The organism is Singulisphaera sp. GP187, from assembly GCF_900129635.1.
Taxonomy (GTDB): domain Bacteria; phylum Planctomycetota; class Planctomycetia; order Isosphaerales; family Isosphaeraceae; genus Singulisphaera.
Genome location: NZ_FSRB01000003.1, coordinates 775,987 through 799,013, shown reverse-complemented (window position 1 = coordinate 799,013; position 23,027 = coordinate 775,987). Strand labels below are relative to the sequence as shown.

At 64.3% G+C, this 23,027-nt stretch carries 21 protein-coding genes; 12 read left to right on the top strand and 9 right to left on the bottom strand.

Features of this window, described 5'->3' with window-relative positions; genetic code table 11:
- The first annotated feature begins 53 nt into the window (after positions 1 to 53).
- The 5 genes from BUS42_RS39265 to BUS42_RS39245 all read left to right on the top strand — a co-directional run bounded on the left by BUS42_RS39265 (position 54) and on the right by BUS42_RS39245 (position 5,868).
- A complete protein-coding gene (locus BUS42_RS39265; RefSeq protein WP_074316961.1) occupies positions 54 to 1,220 on the top strand; it encodes a DUF1559 domain-containing protein in 1,167 nt (388 codons plus the stop codon).
- A gap of 92 nt (positions 1,221 to 1,312) precedes the next feature.
- Positions 1,313 to 3,349, top strand: a complete 2,037-nt coding sequence (locus tag BUS42_RS39260; RefSeq protein ID WP_074316959.1) for a DUF1592 domain-containing protein — start codon at positions 1,313 to 1,315, stop codon at positions 3,347 to 3,349.
- Positions 3,346 to 4,686, top strand: a complete 1,341-nt coding sequence (locus BUS42_RS39255) for a DUF1552 domain-containing protein (protein ID WP_074316957.1) — start codon at positions 3,346 to 3,348, stop codon at positions 4,684 to 4,686. The genes BUS42_RS39260 and BUS42_RS39255 overlap by 4 nt, the downstream gene beginning before the upstream one ends.
- A gap of 478 nt (positions 4,687 to 5,164) precedes the next feature.
- Positions 5,165 to 5,419, top strand: a complete 255-nt coding sequence (locus BUS42_RS39250) for a type II toxin-antitoxin system Phd/YefM family antitoxin (protein ID WP_074316955.1) — start codon at positions 5,165 to 5,167, stop codon at positions 5,417 to 5,419.
- Positions 5,416 to 5,868: a type II toxin-antitoxin system VapC family toxin gene (locus BUS42_RS39245; RefSeq protein WP_074316953.1), complete on the top strand. Its 453-nt coding sequence runs from the start codon at positions 5,416 to 5,418 to the stop codon at positions 5,866 to 5,868. The genes BUS42_RS39250 and BUS42_RS39245 overlap by 4 nt, the downstream gene beginning before the upstream one ends.
- 498 nt (positions 5,869 to 6,366) lie before the next feature.
- Here the strand turns inward: BUS42_RS39245 and BUS42_RS39240 are convergent, their stop codons facing one another.
- Positions 6,367 to 7,488 (bottom strand): hypothetical protein, encoded by a 1,122-nt coding sequence (locus tag BUS42_RS39240; protein WP_254054094.1) that lies wholly within the window; start codon positions 7,486 to 7,488, stop codon positions 6,367 to 6,369.
- A gap of 459 nt (positions 7,489 to 7,947) precedes the next feature.
- Between BUS42_RS39240 and BUS42_RS39235 the strand changes: the two genes are divergently transcribed.
- From BUS42_RS39235 to BUS42_RS39215, 5 genes are all read left to right on the top strand, one after another.
- Complete coding sequence (locus BUS42_RS39235) at positions 7,948 to 9,720, top strand: proline--tRNA ligase (protein WP_074316950.1); 1,773 nt, start codon at positions 7,948 to 7,950, stop codon at positions 9,718 to 9,720.
- On the top strand, positions 9,717 to 10,028 hold the full coding sequence (locus BUS42_RS39230; RefSeq protein WP_074316948.1) for a hypothetical protein: 312 nt from the start codon (positions 9,717 to 9,719) through the stop codon (positions 10,026 to 10,028). The genes BUS42_RS39235 and BUS42_RS39230 overlap by 4 nt, the downstream gene beginning before the upstream one ends.
- Before the next feature lie 84 nt (positions 10,029 to 10,112).
- The gene (gene mqnE, locus BUS42_RS39225) at positions 10,113 to 11,261 is read left to right on the top strand and encodes an aminofutalosine synthase MqnE (RefSeq protein ID WP_074316946.1); all 1,149 of its coding nucleotides are present in this window, start codon (positions 10,113 to 10,115) and stop codon (positions 11,259 to 11,261) included.
- 278 nt (positions 11,262 to 11,539) lie between these two features.
- Positions 11,540 to 12,244 (top strand): methyltransferase domain-containing protein, encoded by a 705-nt coding sequence (locus tag BUS42_RS39220; protein WP_074316944.1) that lies wholly within the window; start codon positions 11,540 to 11,542, stop codon positions 12,242 to 12,244.
- A gap of 75 nt (positions 12,245 to 12,319) precedes the next feature.
- Positions 12,320 to 13,954: an alkaline phosphatase family protein gene (locus BUS42_RS39215; protein ID WP_074316942.1), complete on the top strand. Its 1,635-nt coding sequence runs from the start codon at positions 12,320 to 12,322 to the stop codon at positions 13,952 to 13,954.
- A gap of 101 nt (positions 13,955 to 14,055) precedes the next feature.
- Here BUS42_RS39215 and BUS42_RS39210 read toward each other — a convergent pair whose 3' ends face one another.
- Complete coding sequence (locus tag BUS42_RS39210; RefSeq protein ID WP_254054093.1) at positions 14,056 to 14,559, bottom strand: Fur family transcriptional regulator; 504 nt, start codon at positions 14,557 to 14,559, stop codon at positions 14,056 to 14,058.
- Positions 14,560 to 14,727: 168 nt separating this feature from the next.
- Between BUS42_RS39210 and BUS42_RS39205 the strand changes: the two genes are divergently transcribed.
- Together BUS42_RS39205 and BUS42_RS39200 are read left to right on the top strand one after the other, a co-directional pair.
- On the top strand, positions 14,728 to 15,132 hold the full coding sequence (locus BUS42_RS39205; protein ID WP_074316940.1) for a type II toxin-antitoxin system RelE/ParE family toxin: 405 nt from the start codon (positions 14,728 to 14,730) through the stop codon (positions 15,130 to 15,132).
- A complete protein-coding gene (locus tag BUS42_RS39200; RefSeq protein ID WP_074316938.1) occupies positions 15,101 to 15,436 on the top strand; it encodes a helix-turn-helix domain-containing protein in 336 nt (111 codons plus the stop codon). The genes BUS42_RS39205 and BUS42_RS39200 overlap by 32 nt, the downstream gene beginning before the upstream one ends.
- A 159-nt stretch (positions 15,437 to 15,595) precedes the next feature.
- On the opposite strand, the gene BUS42_RS39195 is transcribed toward BUS42_RS39200, so the two are convergent.
- The 7 genes from BUS42_RS39195 to ltaE all read right to left on the bottom strand — a co-directional run bounded on the left by BUS42_RS39195 (position 15,596) and on the right by ltaE (position 22,909).
- Positions 15,596 to 16,396: a hypothetical protein gene (locus BUS42_RS39195; protein WP_074316937.1), complete on the bottom strand. Its 801-nt coding sequence runs from the start codon at positions 16,394 to 16,396 to the stop codon at positions 15,596 to 15,598.
- A gap of 53 nt (positions 16,397 to 16,449) precedes the next feature.
- Positions 16,450 to 18,012 carry a GspE/PulE family protein gene (locus BUS42_RS39190; RefSeq protein WP_074316935.1) on the bottom strand — a complete coding sequence of 521 codons (1,563 nt, stop codon included), beginning with the start codon at positions 18,010 to 18,012 and terminating at the stop codon, positions 16,450 to 16,452.
- 273 nt (positions 18,013 to 18,285) lie between these two features.
- On the bottom strand, positions 18,286 to 18,570 hold the full coding sequence (locus BUS42_RS39185) for a flagellar biosynthesis anti-sigma factor FlgM (protein ID WP_074316932.1): 285 nt from the start codon (positions 18,568 to 18,570) through the stop codon (positions 18,286 to 18,288).
- A gap of 259 nt (positions 18,571 to 18,829) precedes the next feature.
- Entirely contained in the window at positions 18,830 to 20,116 is a 1,287-nt protein-coding gene (locus BUS42_RS39180) for an MlaD family protein (RefSeq protein WP_074316930.1), read from the bottom strand.
- Positions 20,117 to 20,182: 66 nt separating this feature from the next.
- Positions 20,183 to 21,088 (bottom strand): ABC transporter permease, encoded by a 906-nt coding sequence (locus BUS42_RS39175; protein ID WP_074316928.1) that lies wholly within the window; start codon positions 21,086 to 21,088, stop codon positions 20,183 to 20,185.
- A 70-nt stretch (positions 21,089 to 21,158) separates the two neighbouring features.
- Entirely contained in the window at positions 21,159 to 21,608 is a 450-nt protein-coding gene (locus tag BUS42_RS39170) for a hypothetical protein (RefSeq protein ID WP_074316926.1), read from the bottom strand.
- Between the two features lie 227 nt (positions 21,609 to 21,835).
- Entirely contained in the window at positions 21,836 to 22,909 is a 1,074-nt protein-coding gene (gene ltaE, locus BUS42_RS39165; RefSeq protein WP_074316924.1) for a low-specificity L-threonine aldolase, read from the bottom strand.
- Positions 22,910 to 23,027 lie beyond the last annotated feature (118 nt).

Here is a 23,027-nt window from a genome sequence, read left to right as displayed (position 1 = left end):
TACCTCAACTTGGATCGGGGCTGAACGCCCCCCCTCATGGAGTGAAGTGAACGATGAAGTCCGTCAGACAGACTGAGAGTCGTGGTTTCACGCTGATCGAGTTGCTGGTGGTGATCTCCATCATCGCCGTCCTGATCGCGCTCTTGCTGCCCGCGGTGCAGGCGGCACGCGAGGCAGCCAGGCGCACCGATTGCATCAACCATATCAAGCAGATCGGCCTGGGCACGTTGAACTTCGAGAGCACTTACGGGGCCTTGCCTTCCGACGTGGCGAGGCTTGCCCAACCCGACACCAATGCCGACGCACAGGCGGCGATCCCGACGGCCTGCGGGTCGTTCCTGACTCAGATTCTGCCCTTCTTGGAGCAGAACAGTGTCTATAACCTGATCAATATCAGCCAGTCGACGTTCAATACGGCCAACATCCCCCCCTCCACTGGGGCGCATTCGGGCACGAACTCGGCTTACTCGATCGCGATCAACACGTTCCTCTGCCCCTCGTCGCCCGGTCCGGCCACGATCAACTACTACAATGCCAACTGGGGCCCCTACGGCAACGGTGGCGGCGATATCTGCACGCCGGGCGCCGCCGGAGGCAGTGGCGGAAGTGCCTCGAACCTGAATCCCCCTCCGACCCAGATCTGGGGCCGGACCGACTACTTCCCGATCCCCGGCATCTCCCAGGTGCCGCTCATCGCCGCGGGCATGAACCCGGCGTACATCACCACGGTGGGCAACCCGTCGACGATCACGGCGGCCACGCCGGCGATCAACTCCGGGACCATCGCCGACCCCCTGATCGCCGGCAAGATCCGGATCGCCTCGATCCTCGACGGCACGTCGAATACTCTGATCGTCTCGGAGTCCGGCTCCAAGCCGATCGGCTACAACGGCAAGCGGCAGATGTACAAGTCGGAGGTCAACGGCCTCCTGGTTGACGGCATCATCGAGCCGGTAACCAGCGGCGGCGGGGCCTGGGCCGACCAGTTCACCTACTCCGTCATCGCCGGCGCCCAGGGCCGCCAGAACGGCATTCGGGGTGGTACATGCATGATCAATTGCACGAGCAACAACGAGATCTACTCGTTCCACCCGGGCGGCGCCAACGCCCTCTTCGCCGACGGCTCAGTCCACTTCCTCAAGGATTCGCTCTCGGTCCCGATCGTGGCCGCCCTGGTCACCCGGGCCGGCGGCGAGCTCTTGAGCGCCGATAGCTACTGAGCCGACCGGTCCCGCCCCACTCTCACTTCCCCAATCCGGGGCGGCCTTCCCTCGCACAGGGCCGCCCCGCGTCCGAACTCCCGGACTTTCCCATGACAAGAGTTTTCATCCTGTTCGGCCTGGCCTTCCTGCCGGGACTCTCGGGCTGCGGCGATCGTCCGACGCTTTCGCCGGGCCTTGATGAGGTCGAGACGGCCCCATCACCCCTCACCCGACCCAAGCCGACGTTCGAGACGCACGTTGCCCCGGCGCTCGACCGGCATTGCCTGGAATGCCACGATTCCGCCACGAAGCGGGGTGGGATCGCCCTGGATGGCCTCGGGGAACGAGCCTCGAGCCGCGAAGACCTCGAGACCTGGGGCCGGGTCGCCGATGCCCTGCGCTCGGGGACCATGCCTCCGAGCGGCCGAGCGAGGCCCTCCACGGCGGAACTGGCCGCCATCGACGAATGGCTTGACGCCGAAGTGTTCCGGTGCTCCTCACCTGATGCCGACCCGGGCCGGGTCACGTTGCGCCGGCTCAATCGTGCCGAGTACAATAACACGATCCGCGACCTGTTCGACCTCGACCTCCATCTCGCCGACGCCTTCCCGGCCGACGACGTCGGCTATGGCTTCGACAACATCGGCGACGTCCTGTCGATCCCCCCCGTCCTGTTGGAAAAGTATCTGGCGGCGGCCGACCGCGCGATCGGAGCGGCGGCTCGTACCCCTCAGGCGTGGTCGAGGATCATGAATCCACCCCTCGACATGGTCCCCTCGGTCCACCGGAAGCTCGTCCGTCCTGTCCGATCGGAACCCGTCAAGCGGATCGGCCGGCCCCTGTCTTCGGCCCCCATCGTCGAGGACCCGGAAGTGCTCGCCCTCCGCCGGGCCTATGAAATCCTCCGAGGCTTCGCCGACCGTGCCTACCGCCGGCCCGCCACCGACGAGGAACTGACTCGCCTGGTCGCGCTCGTGGACTCGGCCCGCAAGGACGGCGACACCATGGACGAGGCGATCCGATACGCACTCAAGGCGGTCCTGATTTCGCCCACTTTCCTGTTCCTCGCCGAAACGGAACCGGAGACGGGCGAGGAGGGAAGGAGTGGCCCCGTCAACGAGTTCGAACTGGCCGCTCGCCTCTCGTACTTTCTCTGGAGCAGCATGCCCGACGACGAGCTCTACCGGCTGGCCGCTCGGGGTGAGCTGCGACGGGGTGACAACCTGGCGAAGCAGGCCCGCCGGATGCTCCGCGACGAAAAGGCCCGGGCCCTGGTGGACGGCTTCGCCGCCCAGTGGCTCCAGACCCGAAGTCTCCAGGACGTCACGCCCGACCCGAAGCTCTTCCCCGACTTCGACGAACCGCTCCGCCGGGCCATGCTCGGGGAGACCGCGCGGTTCTGCGGGGCGATCATCCGCGAGGACCGGAGCGTGCTGGAGTTCCTCGACGCGGATTACACCTTCGTCAACGAGCGGCTCGCCCGCCATTACGGCATCCCCGGAGTCGTCGGCGATCGGTTTCGACGAGTCTCCCTGGCCGGCACCCCTCGAGGCGGCGTCTTGTCCCACGCCAGCGTGCTCACGGTCACGTCCAACCCGACGCGGACTTCCCCGGTCAAGCGAGGCAAGTGGGTCCTCGACAATCTCCTCGCCATGCCGCCGCCCCCGCCGCCGGAGGGCGTCGAGGGCCTGAAAGCAGAGGACGGGGCCACACCCGCCGGGACGATCAGGGCGCAGCTGGAGCGGCACCGCACCAACCCCACCTGCGCCTCGTGCCACGCCCGGATGGACCCTCTCGGCTTCGGCCTGGAGAACTTCGATGCCATCGGCGGCTGGCGATCATCGGGCGAAGATGGCAAGCCCCTCGACGCGTCCGGGACGCTGCTCGGAGCCGAGTCCTTCCGAGGGCCTGCCGGACTGCGGGCCGTCCTGAAGGCCCGCCGGGAAATGTTCGCCCGTTGCCTGTCCGAAAAGCTGCTCACCTACGCGCTCGGCCGCGGCCTGGGCCTCGCGGATCGCTGCTTCGTCGAAGCGATCGCCCGCACTTTGAAACGCGACGATTACCGGTTCTCGAGCCTGGTGCTCGCCATCGTCGCGAGTCCTCCGTTTCAGAATCGATCGCAGTCGCGAGGGAAACCATCATCATGAAGACACTTTCAAGGCGGACGGTACTCCGAGGGGCAGGCGCGGCGATGGCCTTGCCGCTGCTGGAGGCCATGTCGTCCGGTCCCGCTCGGGCGCAGGCCCCGGCGACCAAGTCTCCTACCCGGATGGCCTTCGTCTACGTGCCCAACGGGGTCCACATGCCGGACTGGACCCCTCGGACGACCGGCCCCGACTACGACCTCCCCCCCCTGCTCGAGCCGTTGCGGTCGGTCCGAGACGACCTGCTCGTGCTCAGCGGATTGACGCTGGATCAGGCCCGAGCCCACGGCGACGGCGGCGGCGACCACGCCCGGGCGATGGCCGCCTTCCTCACCGGTACCCACCCGCGCAAGACCGGGGGGGCCGACCTTCGCGCCGGGATCTCGGTCGACCAACTCGCCGCCAGGAAGGTGGGCCAGGCCACCCGGTTCGCCTCGCTCGAGATCGGCTGCGAGGGGGGCCGAGACTCCGGCCAGTGCGACCATGGCTACAGCTGCGCCTATCAGGTCAACCTCTCCTGGCGAGGAGAATCGGCCCCGGCGACCAAGGAGGTCGACCCCCGGCTCGTCTTCGAACGCCTCTTCGCCGGCCAGGTCCTTGGTCAGGCCGATCCAGGCGCCGCCCGTCGCGGGAGGCGCGACCGGAGCCTCCTCGATTTCGTCGCCGAGGACGCCCGCAAGCTTCGGGACAAGCTCGGCGGCACCGATCGCCGCAAACTCGATGAGTACCTGACCGGAGTCCGCGAGATCGAACGACGGATCGACCGGGCCCGGCCCGTGATCGAGGTCGGCCAGTCCCGCCTGGCCCGCCCGGCCGGCATCCCCAGCGACTACCGCGAACACCTCCGGCTGATGTGCGACTTGCTCGTCCTCGCGTTCCGGGCCGACCTGACCCGGATCGCGACCTTCGTCTTCGCCAACGACGGCAGCAACCGCAGCTACGGCGCCATCGGCGTGCCCGAGGGGCACCACGACCTGTCGCACCACGGCAAGGACCCCCGGAAGTACGAGAAGATCCGAGCGATCAATCGGTTTCACGTCGAGCAATATGCCTACTTGCTCGACCGGCTCAAGTCGGTCCCGGAAGGCGACGGCACGCTCCTGGATCATTGCATGATCGCCTATGGGAGCGGGATCAGCGACGGCAATGCCCACAGCCACGACGATCTGCCGATCCTCGTGGCCGGCAAGGGGAACGGCACCTTGAAGACGGGTCGTCACGTCCTCCTTCCCAAGGGGACCCCGCTGACGAACCTGCACCTCTCGATGCTCGACCGGATGTGCGTCCCGGTCGAGTCGTTCGGCGACAGCACGGGGAGGCTCGCGGCCATCAATGCCTAGCGCGTCCCTTCCTCTTTTCCTCCTGTCGCTTCCCTGCCGGAGCAGAAATGGGGACATTTTTAATTCTTGACGCAGTCTGCGTGAAATGGGTGAAAGACTCTTCGTCTTCCGCGGACCGCGTGACGGTCATGTCAGACGCTACTCGGGACGAGATTGGAAATGGAGACATTCTTTGTGTAAAATAAGATATATTGTAAATTGGGATGTGAAAAAAACGGCTATGAAGTTTGTGTGGCCTGGCTTGTAGTTGAAGTGTCCGTTGGTCTCTTTATTGCTTTCGCGACGCTCCCATTTTAAGCGGCGGCAGAATTCTGACTTCACCAAAACTCTTAATGCTCTGATGGGGGGCGATATCGCTTGTTTCGTCTCCGTTGCAACCTCGTGAAAGCGTCAACCGAACTGTCATTCGTGCTTGGCAAACTGGGTGATCTGGTTTAGACTAGTTCTATGAGACCAGGTTGACCCGGGAGGCCCATTGATGAAATCCGTCGGCTCATACGAGGCGAAAACGCACTTGCCCCAGTTGCTTAGCCAGGTGGAAAAGGGAGAGACGATCACCATCACCAAACGCGGTAGACCGGTGGCCGTGCTTTCCCCGGCCCAGCAAGTGCCCCCGCGTGACGTGAAGGTGGTCATCGAGGAATTTCGGGCGTACAGCAAGCAGCAGGCCCGTTCACGCGGCCCGGTTTCCCTCCAAGAAATCAAGGAGATGATCGAGGAGGGACGGCCATGAGCAAGAAGAAGGGGGTCGGCAGTCCGCCCAAGGAAGGGTTGATTCTCGACAGTTCCATTGCCCTTGCTTGGTGCTTTTCCGATGAGCGGGCCGATTACCCGCAGTCGGTTCTCGACGCGCTGGCTTCCCAGTCAGCCTTCGTCCCCGATCTCTGGCACCTGGAAGTGGCAAACACGCTGGTCGTAGGAGAACGACGAAACCGGTCCACCCAAACCGAAACCGCCACCTGGCTCGGATTTCTCGCCGAACTGCCCATTACCGTTGATGAAGAAACGAAATTCCACGCCTTCGCCGACATCGCCCATCTCGCCCGCGCGCAGAACCTTTCCGCCTACGACGCCGCCTACCTGGAACTGGCAATGCGGCGTGGCCTGCCGCTGGCGACGCTAGACGAAAAGCTGCGCGCCGCCGCCAAATCTGTCGGCGTGCTGTTATACGGCGTTCATTAAAGTCAGTCGGCAAAGGCCCCGCATTCCGCATGGTTGGCACTGGCCGGATGCGAGATGAGATGAGGTGATAATGTTTTTGTGTTCTTGGGTGTTGATTTTGTTTGTGCGAATTAGATGAGACTCTCCTCACCCTCTGCGAACTCCATACTCGTCAGGTCACGCATCTTTTGGGACGATGCTATGGCGAGGCGAATACTGATCACGCGATGATACCTTTGATGCTACGTTGTCCTGTTTTGGTTCAGACGGTGCGTGAGAGATGCCCCACTCGGGTGATTCGACAATTCGGCAGGCATCTCTCCCTCTCCGTCTGAACCAGACCGATCGGATCCCTCAGTACTTTTGAACTGGGGCACCCCCTGAATCGCACTCTCCAGAAACGCCAACGGCCCGTCCGAATGATGTCGGACGGGCCGCGTGCGTCAATGAAGGGCTCGAAGCTGTTGCTCGGCCGGACCGAACGCATTCGTCCGGCCGAGTTCCCCCCCTGCCCTGCCCTTAGTCTTTGAAGATGGTGGGCGGGTCGGTGAAGATCGGGTTACCGACCGTGGTCCCGGGGGTCAACGGGAACGGGAAGGGCTGGTTGGCGGTCCCATTGCCGGCCACGACGACGCCCGCCGGGGGCAGGTTGTTGATTGGCGGACCGACCGGGTGGATCAGGCTGAACCCACTGGTCCGAACCTTGTGGCGGCCAATTTTGCCGAGCTGCTTGATCGAGTTCGTCGGGTCGACGACCACCCCGATGAAGTAGTTGCGGGGGCGGTCGGGAAGGGTGACGGCGTTGCCGATGATCGTCGCCACGTTGTTCGGCGTGTTGATCGTTTCTTGGCCGAACGCCTGGTTCTTCGAGGGAACCGTGTCGATCCCCGCGATATTGTCCAAGTTGTAGAGCGCGATCACCGAGCTGCCCGGGCCGAACTTGCGATCGACGGAGGCCACCAGGGCGACGGTCACCGGGCCTTGGGTGGAACTGTCGACGGAGCCGAAGTTGGCCACCTGAATGTTCGGCTGAATCGTGTCGCCCGGCTGCAGCGTCGGCGGCAGCGCGAAGCCGACCGCCGCGAGTTTCGGCAGTGGCGCCGAGATCAGGACGGGCGACCGCTGGCTGATGTTGTTCGTGTAGTCGGACTCGAGGATGTTCCGCGCCGGGTTGACCTGGAAGAAGACGTTGATCGCGCCCCCTTGCTTGGCAAACCCGGGCGGCCGACTGGGCAACTGGAAAGTTCCCGTAAACTGTTGGACATCGTTTTGATTGATGCCCGGGATATTGATGACCCCGATCTGCACCGCATTGCGGTTCGATCGGCTGTTTTGCGGGGCCGCGAAGACGGCCACCTGGGTCGGTCCGGCGTCGGCGGTGCTGGTCGCGCCCGGCTGGAGGGCGAGGGGCTCGATCAGCGTGCTCGAGCCCGTGTTTTTGACGTCGACCGTGACGGTCAGGGGGCTTCCCCAGGCCGCGGTCGGAGCGGTGAAGCCCTGGACCGTGAGGTCGGGGAGCGAGTAGCCCAACGGCGTGTACGCCATCAGCTCACGCCCTTCGAGGCGTTCCAGGCTGGCAAGTTCCGGTCGGCGTCGGGCGCGACCCTTCCGGCGATCGCGCCGGGATTCCCATGGTAACACCGAACACCTCCCTGCGGCCGAGGGTCCAGGGCCTCCCGAGCCTTTTCCGTAGAAGCTCAGGGCCGTGGACCGGATCCCCCAACCATCAACCTTGTTGATTTTCGGCGAGACGACGCACTCCGTGCGGCCCGTTCGCGAACGCGTTTGCGTTTGCATTCGATCTCGGGCCATCGGACACTGGTCTAAATTGTCGTCCGGCGGAGTGGCTGAAATTGGGGGCAATTCGCCGCTCTCCGAGGTTTTGGGTCGTGCCGTGAACAAGATAACGAGCGATCGGAACGTCGGGTTTCGTCTGGGTTTGCAGGTCGAACCGGATCGGCCGGGAAGACCGCGCTCCGCGCTCGGGGGGCGATCTGGTAGATTATCCGTTCCGTGGCCTCCGCCTTGGCCCGACGCAAACGGGATTCAGGTGTGTGTCTCGGACTCCCTAATGTCCGCAATCGAGCGAGGAGCGATCCCGTGCGCTGGTCGAAAGCCTTGATCCCGACGCAGAAAGAAACCCCGGCCGATGCCGTGGCGCCGAGCCACGTCTTCCTGCTCCGCGCGGGGATGGTCCGCCAGCTGGGTGCGGGAGCCTATACCTATCTTCCCCTCGGCTTTCGCGTCCTCAATAAGGTGATCAAGATCATTCGCGAGGAGATGGACGCCGCGGGCGCCTCCGAGCTCTTGATGCCCGCGCTTCAGCCGGTCGAGCTCTGGAAGCAATCGGGCCGGTACGAGACGTTCGGCGAACTCTTGATGCAGTTGACCATCAGCAGCAACCAGACGATCGCCCTCGGGCCGACGCACGAAGAAGTGATCACCGACCTGGTGCGCGACCTCGTCAAGTCGTACCGCCAGCTTCCGATCACGCTCTACCAGATCCAGACCAAGTTTCGCGACGAGCCTCGCCCCCGGTTCGGCATTCTCCGGACCCGCGAGTTCCTGATGAAGGACGCGTACAGCTTCGACGCCGACGTGGAACAGTTGAACGCCAGCTACGACGCGATGTACGAGGCCTATTGCCGGATCTTCGATCGTTGTGGGATCCCGTACGTCATCGTCGAGGCCGAGAGCGGGCCGATCGGCGGCGACAGCTCCCACGAATTCATGGTCCCGTCGTCGACCGGCGAAGACGTCGTCGTCCAGTGCCCGGCCTGCGACTACGCGGCCAACCGCGAACGCGCTGAGATTGGCGAACTGCCGGCCGCGCCGAAGTTCGCCGACTCGACGATCCCGTTCGAGGAAGTGGCGACCCCCGGCCGACGCACGATCCAGGAGGTCTGCGACTTCCTCAAGGTCGACGAGTCGACCACCGCCAAGCTGCTCGTCTTCCTCGCCGACGACAAGCCGGTGGCCGTCCTGATCCGCGGCGATCATGAGGCCAACGAGGCCAAGGTCCGCCGCACGTTCGAGGCGACCACCCTTGTCGCCGCCGACGCGGCGACCGTGGAAAAGGTCACAGACGCTCCGATGGGCTTCCTCGGCCCGATCGCGATCAAGATCCCCCTGGCGATCGACCGTTCGGTGGCCGCGATGCCCACCGTCGTGGTCGGCGGCAACGCGGTCGACATCCACCTCAAGGGGGTGGTCCCCGGCCGTGATTTCCCGCTCGAGCGCGTGGTCGACCTTCGCAACGCCGCCGAAGGGGACCCCTGCCCTCGCTGCGGCGCGACGATGATCGTCAAGCAAGGCATTGAGGTCGGCCACGTCTTCAAGCTCGGCACCAAGTACTCAAAGGCGATGGGGGCGACCTTCCTCGACGACAAGGGGGCCGAGATCCCGTTGATCATGGGATGCTACGGGATCGGCGTGAACCGGATCGTCGCCGCGGCCGTCGAGGCGGGGCACGATGCCAACGGCATCGTCTGGCCCTTGCCGCTCGCCCCTTACGAGGTCTTGATCGTCCCGCTTCAGCCCCAGAATGCGGCGGTGCTCGAAGCGGCCGAAACGCTCGAAACGCAGTTCAGGGAGGCCGGAATCGACGTCCTGATGGACGATCGCGAACAGCGTCCGGGGGTGAAGTTCAAGGACGCCGACCTGATCGGGATCCCGCTCCGCATCGTGATCAGCGAGCGCGGACTCAAGGACGGGACGATCGAGGTGAAGTGGCGAACCGACGCCGCCGCTCACCAGGTTTCGGCGGCGACCGCCGGCGAGGCGATCCTCGCCGAACTGGAGGCGACCCGCAAGGGGCTCGCCGCCACCTGTATCGAGCGTCGAATCGCCCGCGCCGCGGCGAAAGGCCAATGAGCCAGACACCCGTTGCGCTCCCCAAGACCCCGTTCGTCCTCCTCGGCCTGCTGACGGTCCTCACCGTCAGCGGGCCGATCGCGATTACCCAGACAATCAAAGGGGGGGCCAGCCCAGGCTGGCCCCCCGACCGACCGGTCGAGTGGTGGACCTTCGGCCTCGTGACCGGGGCCGTGCTGATCTTGATGACGGCCTGCCTCGCGATCGGCCTGGTCAACTGGCGGAAGACCCTCGCCAAGCGCCCGGCAAGGCCAAAGGGAGGATCCCTTATGTCCACTCCCGTTGATGATTCTTTCAATTCGGACTAAAATGACAAAAAGAGAAGGGACAGGCCGCAGTGTCATGGAAGTCGGCCCAGGGATTGGTGCGATCAAAGAGAGGTAGGTCAGGTCATGTCGTCTGAAGCATCCCGGATGGAGACGATCCGCGAAAAAGTCGAGGCCGGGCAGCGTTTGAGCTTTGACGACGGCATCGCCTTGGAGGAGTCGAACGACTTGTTCGCGCTCGGTTCGATGGCGAACCTGGTCCGCGAGCGGTACAACGGCAACTTCGGCTACTTCAACGTCAACACGCACATCAATCCGACGAACGTCTGCGTCTACACTTGCGATTTCTGCGCCTTCCGGGCCAACCTCAACGACCCGCGTGCGTACGTGATGACCCAGGAGCAGATCGTGGAGCGGGCCCGCCAGGCGCACGAGCGCGGGGCGACCGAGCTGCATATCGTCGGTGGCTTGCATCATAAGCTGCCGTTTGAATACTACGTCGACGTGGTCCGCTGGATCCGCGAGGCGGCCCCCGAGATTCACATCAAGGCGTACACCGCGGTCGAGATCGAGTTCTTCGCCAAGATCTCGCGGCTCTCGGTCGAGGAGATCCTCCAGCGCCTGATCGAGGCGGGGCTGGGGAGCCTGCCCGGGGGGGGAGCCGAAATCTTCCACCCCGAGGTCCGCGCCGAGATCTGCGGAGCCAAGGCGTCGACCGAGACCTGGCTCGACGTGCATCGGACCGCACACCGGCTCGGCCTCAATTCCAACGCGACCATGCTCTACGGCCACATCGACAAGGCCAAGCACCGGATCGACCACATGATCCGGCTCCGCGAACTGCAAGACGAGACGAAGGGATTTCAGACCTTCATCCCGCTCGCGTTCCACCCTGATAATTCGCGGATGGACGAGCTGCCCAAGCCGTCGGGGGTCATGGACCTCAAAACGATGGCGATCAGCCGGTTGATGCTCGACAACTTCCCGCACATCAAGGCCTACTGGGTGATGCTCGGCATCAAGACCGCCCAGGTCGCCTTGTCGTTCGGAGCCGACGATATCGACGGGACCGTGGTCCACGAGAAGATTTACCATGAAGCCGGCGCCGAGACTCCCCAGGAAGTGACCGTCGCCGAGATCCAGCGCCTGATCGTCGAGGCCGGCCGGATCCCGGTCGAACGCGACACCCTCTACCATCGGGTCGAGCGTGAAGGGGGGCAGTGGGCCTCGCGCGAACATATCGACGTGGTCACCCTTTCGGGGATGGCGAAGTAAGTGCGTGTGTGAGAGAGGGTATTTTGTAGGTTGGGCACGGCCCACCAGGTAGCGCTGTCGAGTCATCGAAGGACTTCCGGCGCTCGCACCCGAAGCCACGTCACCAGGTCACAAAGACAAGGGGGCTGATGCCCCCTGTCCCCCGTTTCTTGTCGTGAGTCGATTCGGGGTTCGCATTGACCCCGATTCCGGCTTGTCATAAGATCCGCGCAAACCGGAATTGTCCGTCAGGCCGACCGTTCGGCCTCGGCCCGTGTGCTCATGGAGGAGCGCCCGCGATGCGCGATCATAATAAGGCGTTCTGCCGCCTTGTGGCCGAAAACTTTGAATGTCCCGGCCCCGTTTATGAGTTCGGCTCATACCAGGTGGAAGGACAGCTCGACTACGCCGACCTGCGTTCCATGTTTCCCGGCCGGGAATACGTGGGCTGCGATATGCGACCCGGCCCCGGGGTCGATCGCGTCGAGGACGTCAGCGCGATATCCCTCGGCGATGAAACGGCGGGAACGATCCTCTGCATCGAGACGTTCGAGCACGTGTTCGAGGTCCGCAGGGCGTTCGACGAGGTCTTCCGGGTGCTCAAGCCGGGCGGCCTGTTCGTGATCACGTCCCCCTTGAATTTTCGGATCCACGGCTATCCCGACGACTACTGGCGGATGACCCCGAACTGCTTGCGGCGGATGATGTCCCCGTACGCCGCGCGCTTGACCGGCTATCAGGGCTATCACAAGTTTCCGCACTCGGTGATGGCCCTGGGTGTCAAAGGCCCGAGCCCGGCCGGATTCGCCCGCAAGGCCGATGAGTTGGCCCTGGCCTACCGCGCCTGGCTCCGGAAGACCGAAGAGGGCCTGCCGTTGACCGAGAAGGTTCGGCGCGGGCTGTCGCGGGTCTATCGCTCCAAGGGTGAGCGGTACCAGGTTTCCGACTACTATTCGGCCGATTTTACCCTCGACGTCGAGGGTCAGCTCGCCAATGCGGGCTGATTGCGCCGTGGGTGACAGTTCGCATGGGTGGTCCAACCGGTCTTGTCTCGGTCCCTACTTCTTGAGGTCGTGCCGATGTCGACAACGCTCAACCGCCTCGTGATTCTCGGACTCGACGGCGCCACGTGGACCGTTCTCGACCCGATGCGGAAGCGCGGCCTGATGCCGAATCTCGACGCGCTCCTGACCCGGACGGCCCATGGGACCTTGCGGTCGATCGTCCCCCCGGTGACGTCGGCCGCCTGGACGACGATGATGACCGGTTGTGGTCCGGCCCGCCATGGCGTCTTCGACCACCGCTACTACGACGTGGCCGCGGGTCAGATGAAGGTCAATCACTCGGCCCGGGTGCGCGTGCCGACCTTCTGGCACCTGCTCTCCCAGGCCGGCCGGTCGGTGGTCAGCCTGAACGTGCCGGTGACCTACCCGCCGCTCGACGTCCGGGGCGTGGTCGTCTCGGGCATGGATGCACCTCATCTCGACGCCGCACTCTCGGGGGCCCCTGAATTCGCCGAACGGCTTCGCGCCGAGGTGCCCAACTACAGCCTCCGCTACTTCTGGAAACGCGCCCCGCAGTCGCTCGCAGAGCTGACCGAGAACGCCCGGCTCACGGCCGAGTCGTTCATGGGACGCGCCGAGGGGGGCGTGCTCGCCGACCGGATGGTGCCCGACTGGTCGGCCCTGATGGTCCAGTTCCAGAACCTCGACCCGTTCCAGCATCGCGCCTGGCGTTACTTGAACGTGGATGAAACCGGCATCGACAACCCGCCCTGGAATGACGCGGCGGGCGAAGTCATGCGTGGGCTCGACCGGGCGATCGGGACCTTGGTCGAACTGGCCGACCGACGCAACGCGGGGGTCCTGGTGGTCAGCGACCACGGCTTCGGGCCGTGCCTGGGCCGAATCCATGTGAACCGGATCCTGATCGAAGCCGGCGTTGCGCGGGTGCCGGGGGTCTCGGGCAAACTGGTCCGTCGGGCCAAGCAAGCCGCCGATCACGCGCGGCTCTGGGGCGCGAAACGCGACGATCCGTCGGCGCGCTCCTCGTCGTTCGATCTCTCGGTGGAAGCCCAGTTCCCGTTCGACTGGAAGCGGACCCTCGCCTTCGCGCCCCACCAAGATACGGCGGCGATGGTTTATCTGAACTCGACCGACCGGCGGGCCGGCGCTCCGCTGGCGACTCCCCGGCAAATCGATGAGGCGCGGGTCGCGGCTTCGCAGGCGCTGGCCGAGGCCCGGCACCCGGATTCGGGCACTCCCTTGTTCCCGTTGGTCATTTCGACCGCCGAGGCGTACAACCTCGACCCGGCCCGCGAAGGTTACCCCGACCTGATCGCCCTGCCCGACGAGTCGTACTGGGTTCGGACCAAGCTCACCCCCGGCCGAGGCTGGGTCGAACCGGACGCGAACTTGCCCGGCACGCATCGCCCCGAGGGAATCGTCGCGCTCTGCGGGACGGGGATCGAACCGGGCCGGACGCTTCAAGCCGAGCTGCCCGACATCGCCCCCACGGTCCTGAAGCTGCTCGGGCTCCCGATCCCGGGGCACATTGAGGGGAAGCCCCTCCCCTGCATTTCCGAGCTCCCCACTGTCCGCCAGGATCCTGCGACCACGGCCGTCGTCGGGCCTCATCGGGCCCAGTTCGACTACACGCCCGAAGAGCAAGCGATCATCGAACAGCGGTTGGCCGACCTTGGCTACCTGGAATGAGGTCGATCCCGGCAAGCGGGGAGCTGAGTGCTCCCTGACACCAACAAGGCAACAAATGACGGGGAGCACAAGCTCCCCGTTTGCCTTGGGATTCGATCGACTCAGATGAGATCGAGCCGGCGTCGTGGGCTGCGGGCGCGGCTGCAGGTGGGGCAGACGCCCGAGATGACGAACCGATGGCCGGACGAGCGGAATCCGTGTTCCTGGCTGATCGCCTCGCGCAGTTTCTGAATCTCTTCGTTGCGAAACTCGACGATCGTGTTGCACTCGGTGCAGTGCAAGTGGTCGTGTGACGGGTAGCCGTAATCGTGCTCGTACGCACTTCGGTTCGTGAGGCGAAGCTCGCGGAGCAGCCCCGCTTCGACCAGGAGCCGGAGGGTGCGGTAAACTGTCGACCGGCTCACGCGCCGCCCCGCTTCACGCAGGTCGGCCACGAGTTCGTCGGCGTCGAAATGCTTGTGGGAATCGAAGATATGGCGGATCAGGATGCGCCGGGGCTCGGTCAGCTTCTCGCCGCGAATCTCGAGAAACTCCCGGAATTTTTCTTCCGGGCTCTCGGAAACCACGAGGGGATCAAGCGGTGCGGAATTCGACACGAGCCACATCCTGAAAGAAAATCTCGGGTCCGGCGTTGAGAACGCCGAGCCATAAATCAAGAATCATTATTGCTATTCTAGCGTCTCGAGGCCCCAGGTTCCACTCGACCCGCCATGAGTGGCCTGATTTTCATTTCCCTCGACACGCAATCACGGTTATGCTGGAATTGGCATAGAATGAGCCACGAACCTTCAGGCGACTCAAAGCCACTCTTCTGGATGGGATCGAGCCGTGGCGATTTGAAGGAGTTCCCCGATGAGGTTTGCCGTGTCATGGGTTTTGCCCTTCGGCAAGCCCAACTCGGCGGCAAGCATCAGGACGCGAAAGTACTCAAAGGGGTTGGCGGTGCAGGAGTGCTCGAGGTTGTGGAGGACCACGATCGTGACACTTTCAGGGCCGTTTACACGGTGAAGTTCGCGGGGGCCGTCTACGTCCTCCATGCATTCCAGAAGAAATCGAAAAAAGGTATCAAGACGCCAACGGCGGAACGGGAACTCATCCGATGGCGGTTGAAAGCGGCGGAGGAACACCATGAAAAAAGAAGAGCGGATGAAGAAAGACGAGGAACCGCTCAGGATTGAGGAATCGAGCGGCAACGTGTTTGCCGACCTTGGCCTCAAGAATCCGGAAGAACTCTTTGCCAAGGCTGAACTGGTCCACCGCATCTGCACGATCATCGCCGAGCGAAAGCTCACCCAACTGAGAGCCGCAAAGCTCCTCGGGATTGACCAACCGAAAGTCTCGGCACTCATGCGCGGTAAGCTCGACGGGTTCTCCACTGACCGGCTCTTCCGGTTCCTCAACGCACTCGGGAGCGATGTCGAAATCATCATCCGCCCGGCTCGTTTGGGCGAAGAGGCAGATACGCGAGTTGTCACAGCTTGAAGCGAACTGCTCGACAAGGGGGCATCCCGAACCACAAGATTGGGGCTCGTCAGAAAGGGCAGACTCCTGTTACCAAGCGAGATTCCCGGCTGGCAAGGCGGTTCCACCGTGCCAGTCGGGAACAAAGTCAGGTCAATCCAGGGAGACTCCCTCGCTCCGTTAGTTGCTCGGGGTCAGGGAGATCGTGGGGCCCTGTCCCGGCGTCGGCTCGCCGGTGGGGGCGAAGGATGTCGCGGCACCGACTCCTGCCGGAGCGGAAGTTGTGGCGGGCCCGGCCGGTCGGCTAAGCTTGGCCTGGAGTGCTTCCAGCACCGTGTGCAGGTGGCGGACCGCATGGTCGCAACCTTGCGGGTTGCCCGAGTAGGAGAACGCATTGGCGCGGAGCCGTCCCAGGCTGCGCTCGTAAGCGACAACATGGACCTGCTCGACGAAGTCGGTCGCGGGCGCTCCGCAATGCCCCTTCACTCGGAAGAGGTCCCCCGATTCGAGGAGCTCGACGAGCGGCTTGAGGTCGGCCTGGTTGACGTGATGGGTCCCTTCGTTATCGAGGACGGTGCCGTCGGCGTAAACTTGCAGGCACATCCCGAACTGGTTGCCGTCACTGGACCGGACCAGCGAGATCCGCGACAGGATCGGATCGGACTCGGTGGAAGCCCGGCTGACACGGGGCTGGGGGACCAGCCGAGGCGTCGCCGCGTTGTTGTTGTTATTGGCGGGGGCCGGCGTGGCGGCCGAGAAGAGCACGCCTTGGGGCGGCTCGGACGGCGACGGCACCCGAGGCGCGGGGGTCTTCGGCGACGGGGTTGACGGGGCGGAATTCGACGAATTTCCGCCAAATCGAAAGAGGCGACCGAGGCGGCTGGGCTCGTCGCCGTAGCTGGCCTGGTGGCTCGTGAGTGCGATGAAAAGGCCGGGGGCGACCAGGGTCACACCCAGCAGAGTCTTCAAGCCGGGACGCATGCCGACCTCCTTGCCGGTTAGCTCTCGGATCCAAACGGCAACGACACGGCGGCTCACATCGAGACGACGCGAAACACCTCCTCAACCGTGGTCGTGCCTTCCAGAATCTTATCGACCGCGCTCCGCTTCAACGTTTGCATTCCCAGATCGATCGCCACCCGGCGCAGCACATCCTTGGGAATCTGCTGGAAAATCAGGTCACGAAGCTCGTCGTTGATTTCCATGATTTCGAAGATCCCGGTCCGTCCCAGATAGCCCGTCTGAAAGCAGGCGGGGCAACCCAGACCATAGTGCAGGACCAGGCCCTCGTGCTCTTCCGGGTCAAGGTCGAGCGCACTCAGCAACTTGGCGTCCGCAATCCGGTTGACCCGGCAATACGGGCAAATTTTCCGGACCAGCCGTTGCGAGACGATGGCGACGAGGCTGTTCGAAAGCTGATAGCCGGGGATCCCGAAGTTATAGAGGTTGCCGATCGTGCTCGGCGCGTCCGAGCCATGGACCGAGCTGAACACGAGCACGCCGGTGACGGCGGCCCGAATCCCGATCCGCGCGGTCTCGTCATCGCGGATCTCGCCGATCATGATCACGTCCGGGTCCTGCCGGAGCATCGACCGGAGCCCCTCACTGAAGTGCAGGTCGGCGCTGACTTGCGTCTGGTTCGTCCCCGGGATCCTGGTTTCGATCGGATCCTCGATCGTCATCACGTTTCGCGTGGGGGAGTTGACCTTCGACAGACAGGAGTAGAGCGTCGTCGTCTTGCCCGACCCGACCGGGCCGGCCACCAGCACGGCACCATAGGGTTGGGAAATCAGGCGATCGAGCTGCTCACTCTGCTTCAGCGGCATGCCGAGCCGTTCAAACCCGTGGGGACCCCCCATCGTGTCATGGATTCGGATGACGATCTTCTCCCCCAGGGCGGTGGGGAAGGTCGCCATTCGCAGGTCGCGGGCTCGGTTGGCGTGCTGAATCGTGATCCGGCCGTCCTGGGAGTGGCGGCGGTCGACGATGTTGAGGTTTGACATGACCTTGAGCCGGCTGACCAACGGCATCGCCACGCTCGGCTCGAGCAGCAAGATTTCCTGGAGCTGGCCGTCGATTCGGAAGCGGACCCGGACGCCGGTCTCGGTGGGATCGAGGTGAACGTCGGTCGCGCGCGACTCGCAAGCGCACGCCAGGATCTGGTTGATCAGGTCGGGGATACTGGCCGTGGTGGCCAGTTCCTTCAGCTCTTGGCGCATGTCGAGCTGGAGTTTCGTTCGGTCGGGCGAGAGCGGCGCGGCCAGGCCCGCGGTCCCGTTGCTCTCGGTGGCGACAAGCTTGGCGCCGTTGACCTCGGCCAGGGAAGTCAGTCGCTCGAACGCGAGCGCATTGAGTCGCTCGGGGGCGATCAGGTTCAGTTCGAGGATCGCCTGGCGGAGGTCGAGGTGGTTCTTGCGGCCATAGTTCAGGGCGTCCTGAATTTGTTCGCCCGTGAGCAGGCCGTTGCTGATCAAAACCGAGAGCAGCACGTGATCGAGCGAAGATCCGGCGGGGAGGGGCTCGCAATGCGCTTGGGTCCGAGGCTCCGCCGCGTCGGGATCTCCCAAGGATCGGGTCGGTGAGGTCGGGGTTTCCACGTCGGGAACCTCCTAGGCAGAGCCTGGCGGCGCAACCCGAGTCTGACCGAGATGCCCTCCCGATCGGGGAGTTCGGGGCGCTGAGGTCGGAGAAATCAGTCGGAGATGTGTCTTGATTGTTTCCGAACCCTAGCCGGGAAGCGAGGAAAATCCGTGGTCCGCGCGCAAAAAAAAAGCACTGGCGACCGATCGAACGACGAGTGTGATCCCAAACCGGGATCACCTCATCGGCCGATCGGTCGCCAGTACGGCCGAGCGGAGCCGGGCTAGGGTTTACCAGCCCTGCAACTCATCCAGGAGACGGTCCAGCGCCAGTTCCATCTTCGCGGGCGTCTCATAGGAGCCGGTGGCGATCTGCCGTCGGATCTCCTCGACCTTTTCGTGACGGATTTCGGGCAGCCTGCTGATCCCGTCGAGCATCTGGCCCAAGGGCGAGATCTCGACCTGATCGCGGGGCGTACCCGCTTGCACGGTCTGGCCCGCATCGACACTGAACGCAGCCAGCCGCGGGTAAATGGGTTGAGGGCCTTGCATTCCCCCAGCGCCGAAGACTTCCATGTGTGTGACTCCCCTAATGGTGCTCTGGCCGGCGGCTCCACCGTCGGCACGCCCGGACGTTGCGAAACAAGGAAACCCGCGGAAACCGCAGTCAAGGATGAGCCGGCTGATCAACAGTCGGTTTCAGTCCCATCCCCCTGGTCTCCACCGTGGTGCCCAACGGTCTCGGGCGTCCACACCTATCTTATCGGCCGGAAGATGGAACGGATTTAACCAAAGACCCGAAAATCGGGGCTTTGTTTTGGGCAAAGTTTACGGGTCACCGCTGCATCCGCGCATTTCGGGGCGTCGGTTTGAGCGAATCGGCCAAGAGCTGCGACGTCTGTCCCAGGCGTGAGGTGATCGCTTGGATGTGTTGTTGGATTTGTGTAACCTCCTGACGTTGCGAGGGATCCGTCGATTTCGCCTGCATCGCGTCGAGGGTTTTGACCAGGTCGTGGAGCTCCTGGGCGCCCTTGGTGAAGATCTGCGCCGTGTCGTAAACCGCTTGGACCCGAACATCTTCGGGCGTCGGCTTGTAGAACGGACTGAGCACGAACGGGTTCGCGAAAATCTTTTGGACCAGTTTATTGCCCCAGTCGGTCGCGTCGCGCACGTTGGCGACGGTCCGTTCCATGTCGGCCCGCCCTTTGGTCATGATCTGGGCGCCGTTGGTGGCGATGACGTCGGCCTGGTAGAGCACGCGGTCGGCCCGGGCTCGGGTGCCGTCGAGGCCGTCGAGCAGCTTCTCGATCTTGACCCGGTCCTTGCTCGTGATGTCCTGAACCGTGGCCAGCAAGTCGCGCAGGCCGGTGATGCTATCGCGGATGTTCGGCCGGTTCTCGGTAAGCAGGCCGTCGGCTTGGGCGGTGATCGATTCGAGCCGGTTCAGCGCGGCCTCGATTTTGGGGCCGGTGGCGGCGATTCGTTTGACCAGGTCTTCGACGTTCCCCACGCTCGATTCGAGGGCCGGGCGGATCGCCTCGGTGGACTCACGGACCCCGGTGGCGGTCTCCTGGACCGTTCCGAGGATCTGCCGGACCCGCGGGCCGGCCGCGTCGACCGTTTGCCGGACCTCGGAGATCGTATGACTGAGGTGGCTTCGCTCCACCGGACCGAGTCCGACTTGCTCGAGGATCGGGTCGAAGAAGGTGGACGCCACCCCCTGCACCACTTGCCCGGGGACCAGAGCCACGCTCGAGGTGCCGGAAGAGAGGATGTTGACCCGGCTCTGGCCCGACAGGCTCGACTGGATCGTCACTTTGACATCCTGCCGCAATTTCTTGGCGAGCTTGGTGGGGAGCGAGAGTTTGAGCTTGGCGACGAGAAAACCCTCGACCTCGGTCAGGTCGATGTCGACGACCCGGCCGGCATCGATTCCGGCGATCCGAACCGCGCTGCCCACGCGGATTCCTTGTCCGTCTCGGAAGACCACGTCGATGGTCCGTCGGGACGTCAGGAATCCAGGGCCCGACGACGCCAGGCCGACCAGGCCGAGCAAGCTCGCCAACGCGACGACGATCACCGCTCCGACCAGGATTTCACGCATCGAGGATCGGCCGTGCATCGGGTTTCCCTTTCCTCGGAACAACTCTAGGTGATCTCACGTGCTTACAGACTCTGATTGACGAACTTACAGGCCGGGAGGAGCCAGGAGGGTCGGGCCGAAGGCCGGCCCGGCATGGTAGACCAGCAGGAACCAGACACTATTGAGTGCCAAAGTGGCCACCGTCGCGTAGCAGGCGGCTCGGCAGGCCGCCCAAGGAACCGGACTGCCCGGCGCCTCGGCCGATCCACTCAACCCCTCGTGGCAGGCGAAGAGGGCCGCGAACAGTGCGAACGCCCCCCCTTTGATCGCGAGCCCCGCCACATCGCGGATCCAGAGGGTTTCGAGGAACATCGAGAAAAAGGAATCAGTGGAGACCCCGAGCAGTGACTGGGCGACCTGCCAGCCGACCACGGTTCCGACCAGGACTCCCCAGACCGAGAGCACCAGCCCCGCAATCACTCCCGCGCTGAGCCGAACCGCCGCCAACCGCGCGGGTTCCGGCGACCGCGAAGCCGCCGCCACCGGTTGGCCGGGCGCCGGATCGCGATCGGTGAGCTCCCTGGGGTCGGCGTCGAGCGTCTGGGTGAACCGGCCGCGGAGCTCCGGAGTGAACAACGCGGCCAGCAGCCCGGCGAGCGTCAAGCCGGTCATGAGCGGCGCGATGTTTCGGATCAAGCCGACCCCGACGACGGCCCCGGTCCCATCGACGAACGTGCCGCCGAAATAGGCCTGCATCGACAGGAACGAACCCATGCCGATGTGGACCAGGCCGACCAACGGGATTCCCATGGCGAGGATCGAGCTCGTCTGCCGAGTCAACGTGGGGACGAACGGGGGAACCGGCCCGACCGGTGCGTACACCGACCGCACGGCTGAAATAATCAAGGCCCCCAGACTTCCCAGGTAGGCGGCTCCGCCCAGGGCACCCCTGCCGATCATTGCCAGCGGGGAGAGCCAGGGAAGCTCGAGAAACGATGATGGGCTGGGCATTGACGTCGGTCCTCCGTGACCGGTTGCGTCTCAAAGTCGCGATCTCTGTCGGCGAACTGGGAGGGAGACACTAGGGATTATGAGAAGTTTTAGCCAGAGAGCCTTGGCGACGTCCCCACCAGGCTCGCCACTGCGCGACGGACTTGGTCCGCTCTTCGGGGGGAGCCCAGGGCAGGTACCCGAAATCCTGGCCCGAACGACGGCGGAGTTCCTCGTGGGCGCTCAGCCGCACCACGGGATCGGGGTCGTCGAGCTTGCTGATCAACGGCGGGATGACCTGGCTTTCGGGAAGACCCTGGCCCAGGCCAACCGACCGTGCCCTTGTGATTGCGGCCGGGTGGGTCATCCCCCGGAAATTGCGCGGGGCGATGCTGCAGCCGAAGGTCATGGCCACCAAAGGCAAAGTGATTCCCACCACCGGCCAAAGGCGGAGGCGGACGGTTTGCGAGCGGCCGCGGGCGGTGAGGGATCGTTCCTTCCGCTCGCCGCCTTGCCTGGAGCGTGGCTCAGTGTGTTGCATGTTGCGAGGCTCGGTTTCGGTCAGCGTCCTTGCGTGCGAAGAACCTACAGCTCGTCTGAGTGGGCGTCGCTCCGAGCAGCCAATCCGGCCAAAAATGGGGCCCGGTTTGGTGAGAGTGACAGCCCGACGAACAGGTCTGTTCCCGGGCTTGTGGCGAACCGTAGTCGAAATGATTAAAGAGGGCAATGGCAACTGGCCGAGCTAAACAGGATTGGGTCAGACGCCCCTCATGCCTCGGTTCCTTGACCTTTGTTCAGACGCGGCCGGGGCTTGAGATTCCGGATCGCTTCGGCGGCGAACTCGACCTGTTCACGTGAAACGTCGAGGTGGGTACAAGCCCGGAGCACTTGCGGCCCGAGGGCCGAGACGAGCACCCCAGTCTCGCGGAGCTGGGCGACGATCTCGGCGGCGGTCCCCATTGCCGGGTCGACGGAAATCCAGACCAGGTTCGTTTCCACCGGACCCGACTCGAGGCTCAGCCCTTCGGTCTGCTCGACCGCGCGGGCGAGGAGCTGGGCGTTGCCATGGTCTTCCGCCAGCCGCTCGACATGATTCTCGAGTGCGAACAAGGCGCCTGCCGCGATGATTCCGGCCTGCCTCATCCCCCCGCCGAACGCCTTGCGGAGCCGATGGGCTTTGCGGATCAAGGCGGCCGAGCCGGCCAGGGCCGAGCCGACAGGCGCCCCCAGCCCCTTCGAGAAACAGACCGAGAGGGTGTCGAAGTGCCGGGCCCACTCGCTGGCCGCGATGCCCGAGGCCACGACCGCGTTCATCAATCGAGCGCCGTCGAGATGCATCGCCAGGCCGTTCGACCGGGCCCAGGTCGAGATCGCCGCCACGCTTTCGAGCGGATGGACCCGCCCTCCCCCGCGGTTGTGCGTGTTCTCGAGGCTGACCAGCCGCGTTCGCACATAGTGGCAGTCGTCAGGCCGGATCTTGTCTTGGAGGAGCCCGAGGTTGAGCAATCCGCCCTCCCCCTCGATCGGCCGGGTGGTCGCACTCGAGAGCCGCGCGATTCCTCCCCCTTCCCAGACGTAGACGTGGGCGTTGACGTCGCAGAGGACCTCGTCCCCGGGCGCCACGTGCACGCCGATCGCGATCTGGTTGGTCATCGTTCCCGACGGCATGAAGAGCGCGGCTTCCATACCGAAGAGTGCGGCGGTCCGGCGCTCGAGGGCCTTGACCGTCGGATCCTCGTCATAGACGTCGTCACCGACCTCGGCCGCGGCCATGGCCTGACGCATCGCGGGAGTGGGTCGGGTGACGGTGTCGGACCTCAGGTCGATCGCGGGCCTGGTCATCGGAGGAGTTCTCGCCACTCGAAGGTCGAAAGCCAACGCCTACCAACTCGGTGGCGTACGCACCGCTCATTGGGCATTGTACGGCATGCGGCGACCCCTTTCGCCCAACGTGCCGACT

What these genes read in the sequence shown, in the direction of transcription:
- BUS42_RS39265 (WP_074316961.1), top strand. Translation starts at nt 54, where the DNA reads ATGAAGTCCGTCAGACAGACTGAGAGTCGTGGTTTCACGCTGATCGAG.
- BUS42_RS39260 (WP_074316959.1), top strand. Translation starts at nt 1,313, where the DNA reads ATGACAAGAGTTTTCATCCTGTTCGGCCTGGCCTTCCTGCCGGGACTC.
- BUS42_RS39255 (WP_074316957.1), top strand. Translation starts at nt 3,346, where the DNA reads ATGAAGACACTTTCAAGGCGGACGGTACTCCGAGGGGCAGGCGCGGCG.
- BUS42_RS39250 (WP_074316955.1), top strand. Translation starts at nt 5,165, where the DNA reads ATGAAATCCGTCGGCTCATACGAGGCGAAAACGCACTTGCCCCAGTTG.
- BUS42_RS39245 (WP_074316953.1), top strand. Translation starts at nt 5,416, where the DNA reads ATGAGCAAGAAGAAGGGGGTCGGCAGTCCGCCCAAGGAAGGGTTGATT.
- BUS42_RS39230 (WP_074316948.1), top strand. Translation starts at nt 9,717, where the DNA reads ATGAGCCAGACACCCGTTGCGCTCCCCAAGACCCCGTTCGTCCTCCTC.
- mqnE (WP_074316946.1), top strand. Translation starts at nt 10,113, where the DNA reads ATGTCGTCTGAAGCATCCCGGATGGAGACGATCCGCGAAAAAGTCGAG.
- BUS42_RS39220 (WP_074316944.1), top strand. Translation starts at nt 11,540, where the DNA reads ATGCGCGATCATAATAAGGCGTTCTGCCGCCTTGTGGCCGAAAACTTT.
- BUS42_RS39215 (WP_074316942.1), top strand. Translation starts at nt 12,320, where the DNA reads ATGTCGACAACGCTCAACCGCCTCGTGATTCTCGGACTCGACGGCGCC.
- BUS42_RS39210 (WP_254054093.1), bottom strand. Translation starts at nt 14,559, where the DNA reads ATGTGGCTCGTGTCGAATTCCGCACCGCTTGATCCCCTCGTGGTTTCC.
- BUS42_RS39205 (WP_074316940.1), top strand. Translation starts at nt 14,728, where the DNA reads ATGAGCCACGAACCTTCAGGCGACTCAAAGCCACTCTTCTGGATGGGA.
- BUS42_RS39200 (WP_074316938.1), top strand. Translation starts at nt 15,101, where the DNA reads ATGAAGAAAGACGAGGAACCGCTCAGGATTGAGGAATCGAGCGGCAAC.
- BUS42_RS39195 (WP_074316937.1), bottom strand. Translation starts at nt 16,396, where the DNA reads ATGCGTCCCGGCTTGAAGACTCTGCTGGGTGTGACCCTGGTCGCCCCC.
- BUS42_RS39185 (WP_074316932.1), bottom strand. Translation starts at nt 18,570, where the DNA reads ATGGAAGTCTTCGGCGCTGGGGGAATGCAAGGCCCTCAACCCATTTAC.
- BUS42_RS39180 (WP_074316930.1), bottom strand. Translation starts at nt 20,116, where the DNA reads ATGCACGGCCGATCCTCGATGCGTGAAATCCTGGTCGGAGCGGTGATC.
- BUS42_RS39175 (WP_074316928.1), bottom strand. Translation starts at nt 21,088, where the DNA reads ATGCCCAGCCCATCATCGTTTCTCGAGCTTCCCTGGCTCTCCCCGCTG.
- BUS42_RS39170 (WP_074316926.1), bottom strand. Translation starts at nt 21,608, where the DNA reads ATGCAACACACTGAGCCACGCTCCAGGCAAGGCGGCGAGCGGAAGGAA.
- ltaE (WP_074316924.1), bottom strand. Translation starts at nt 22,909, where the DNA reads ATGACCAGGCCCGCGATCGACCTGAGGTCCGACACCGTCACCCGACCC.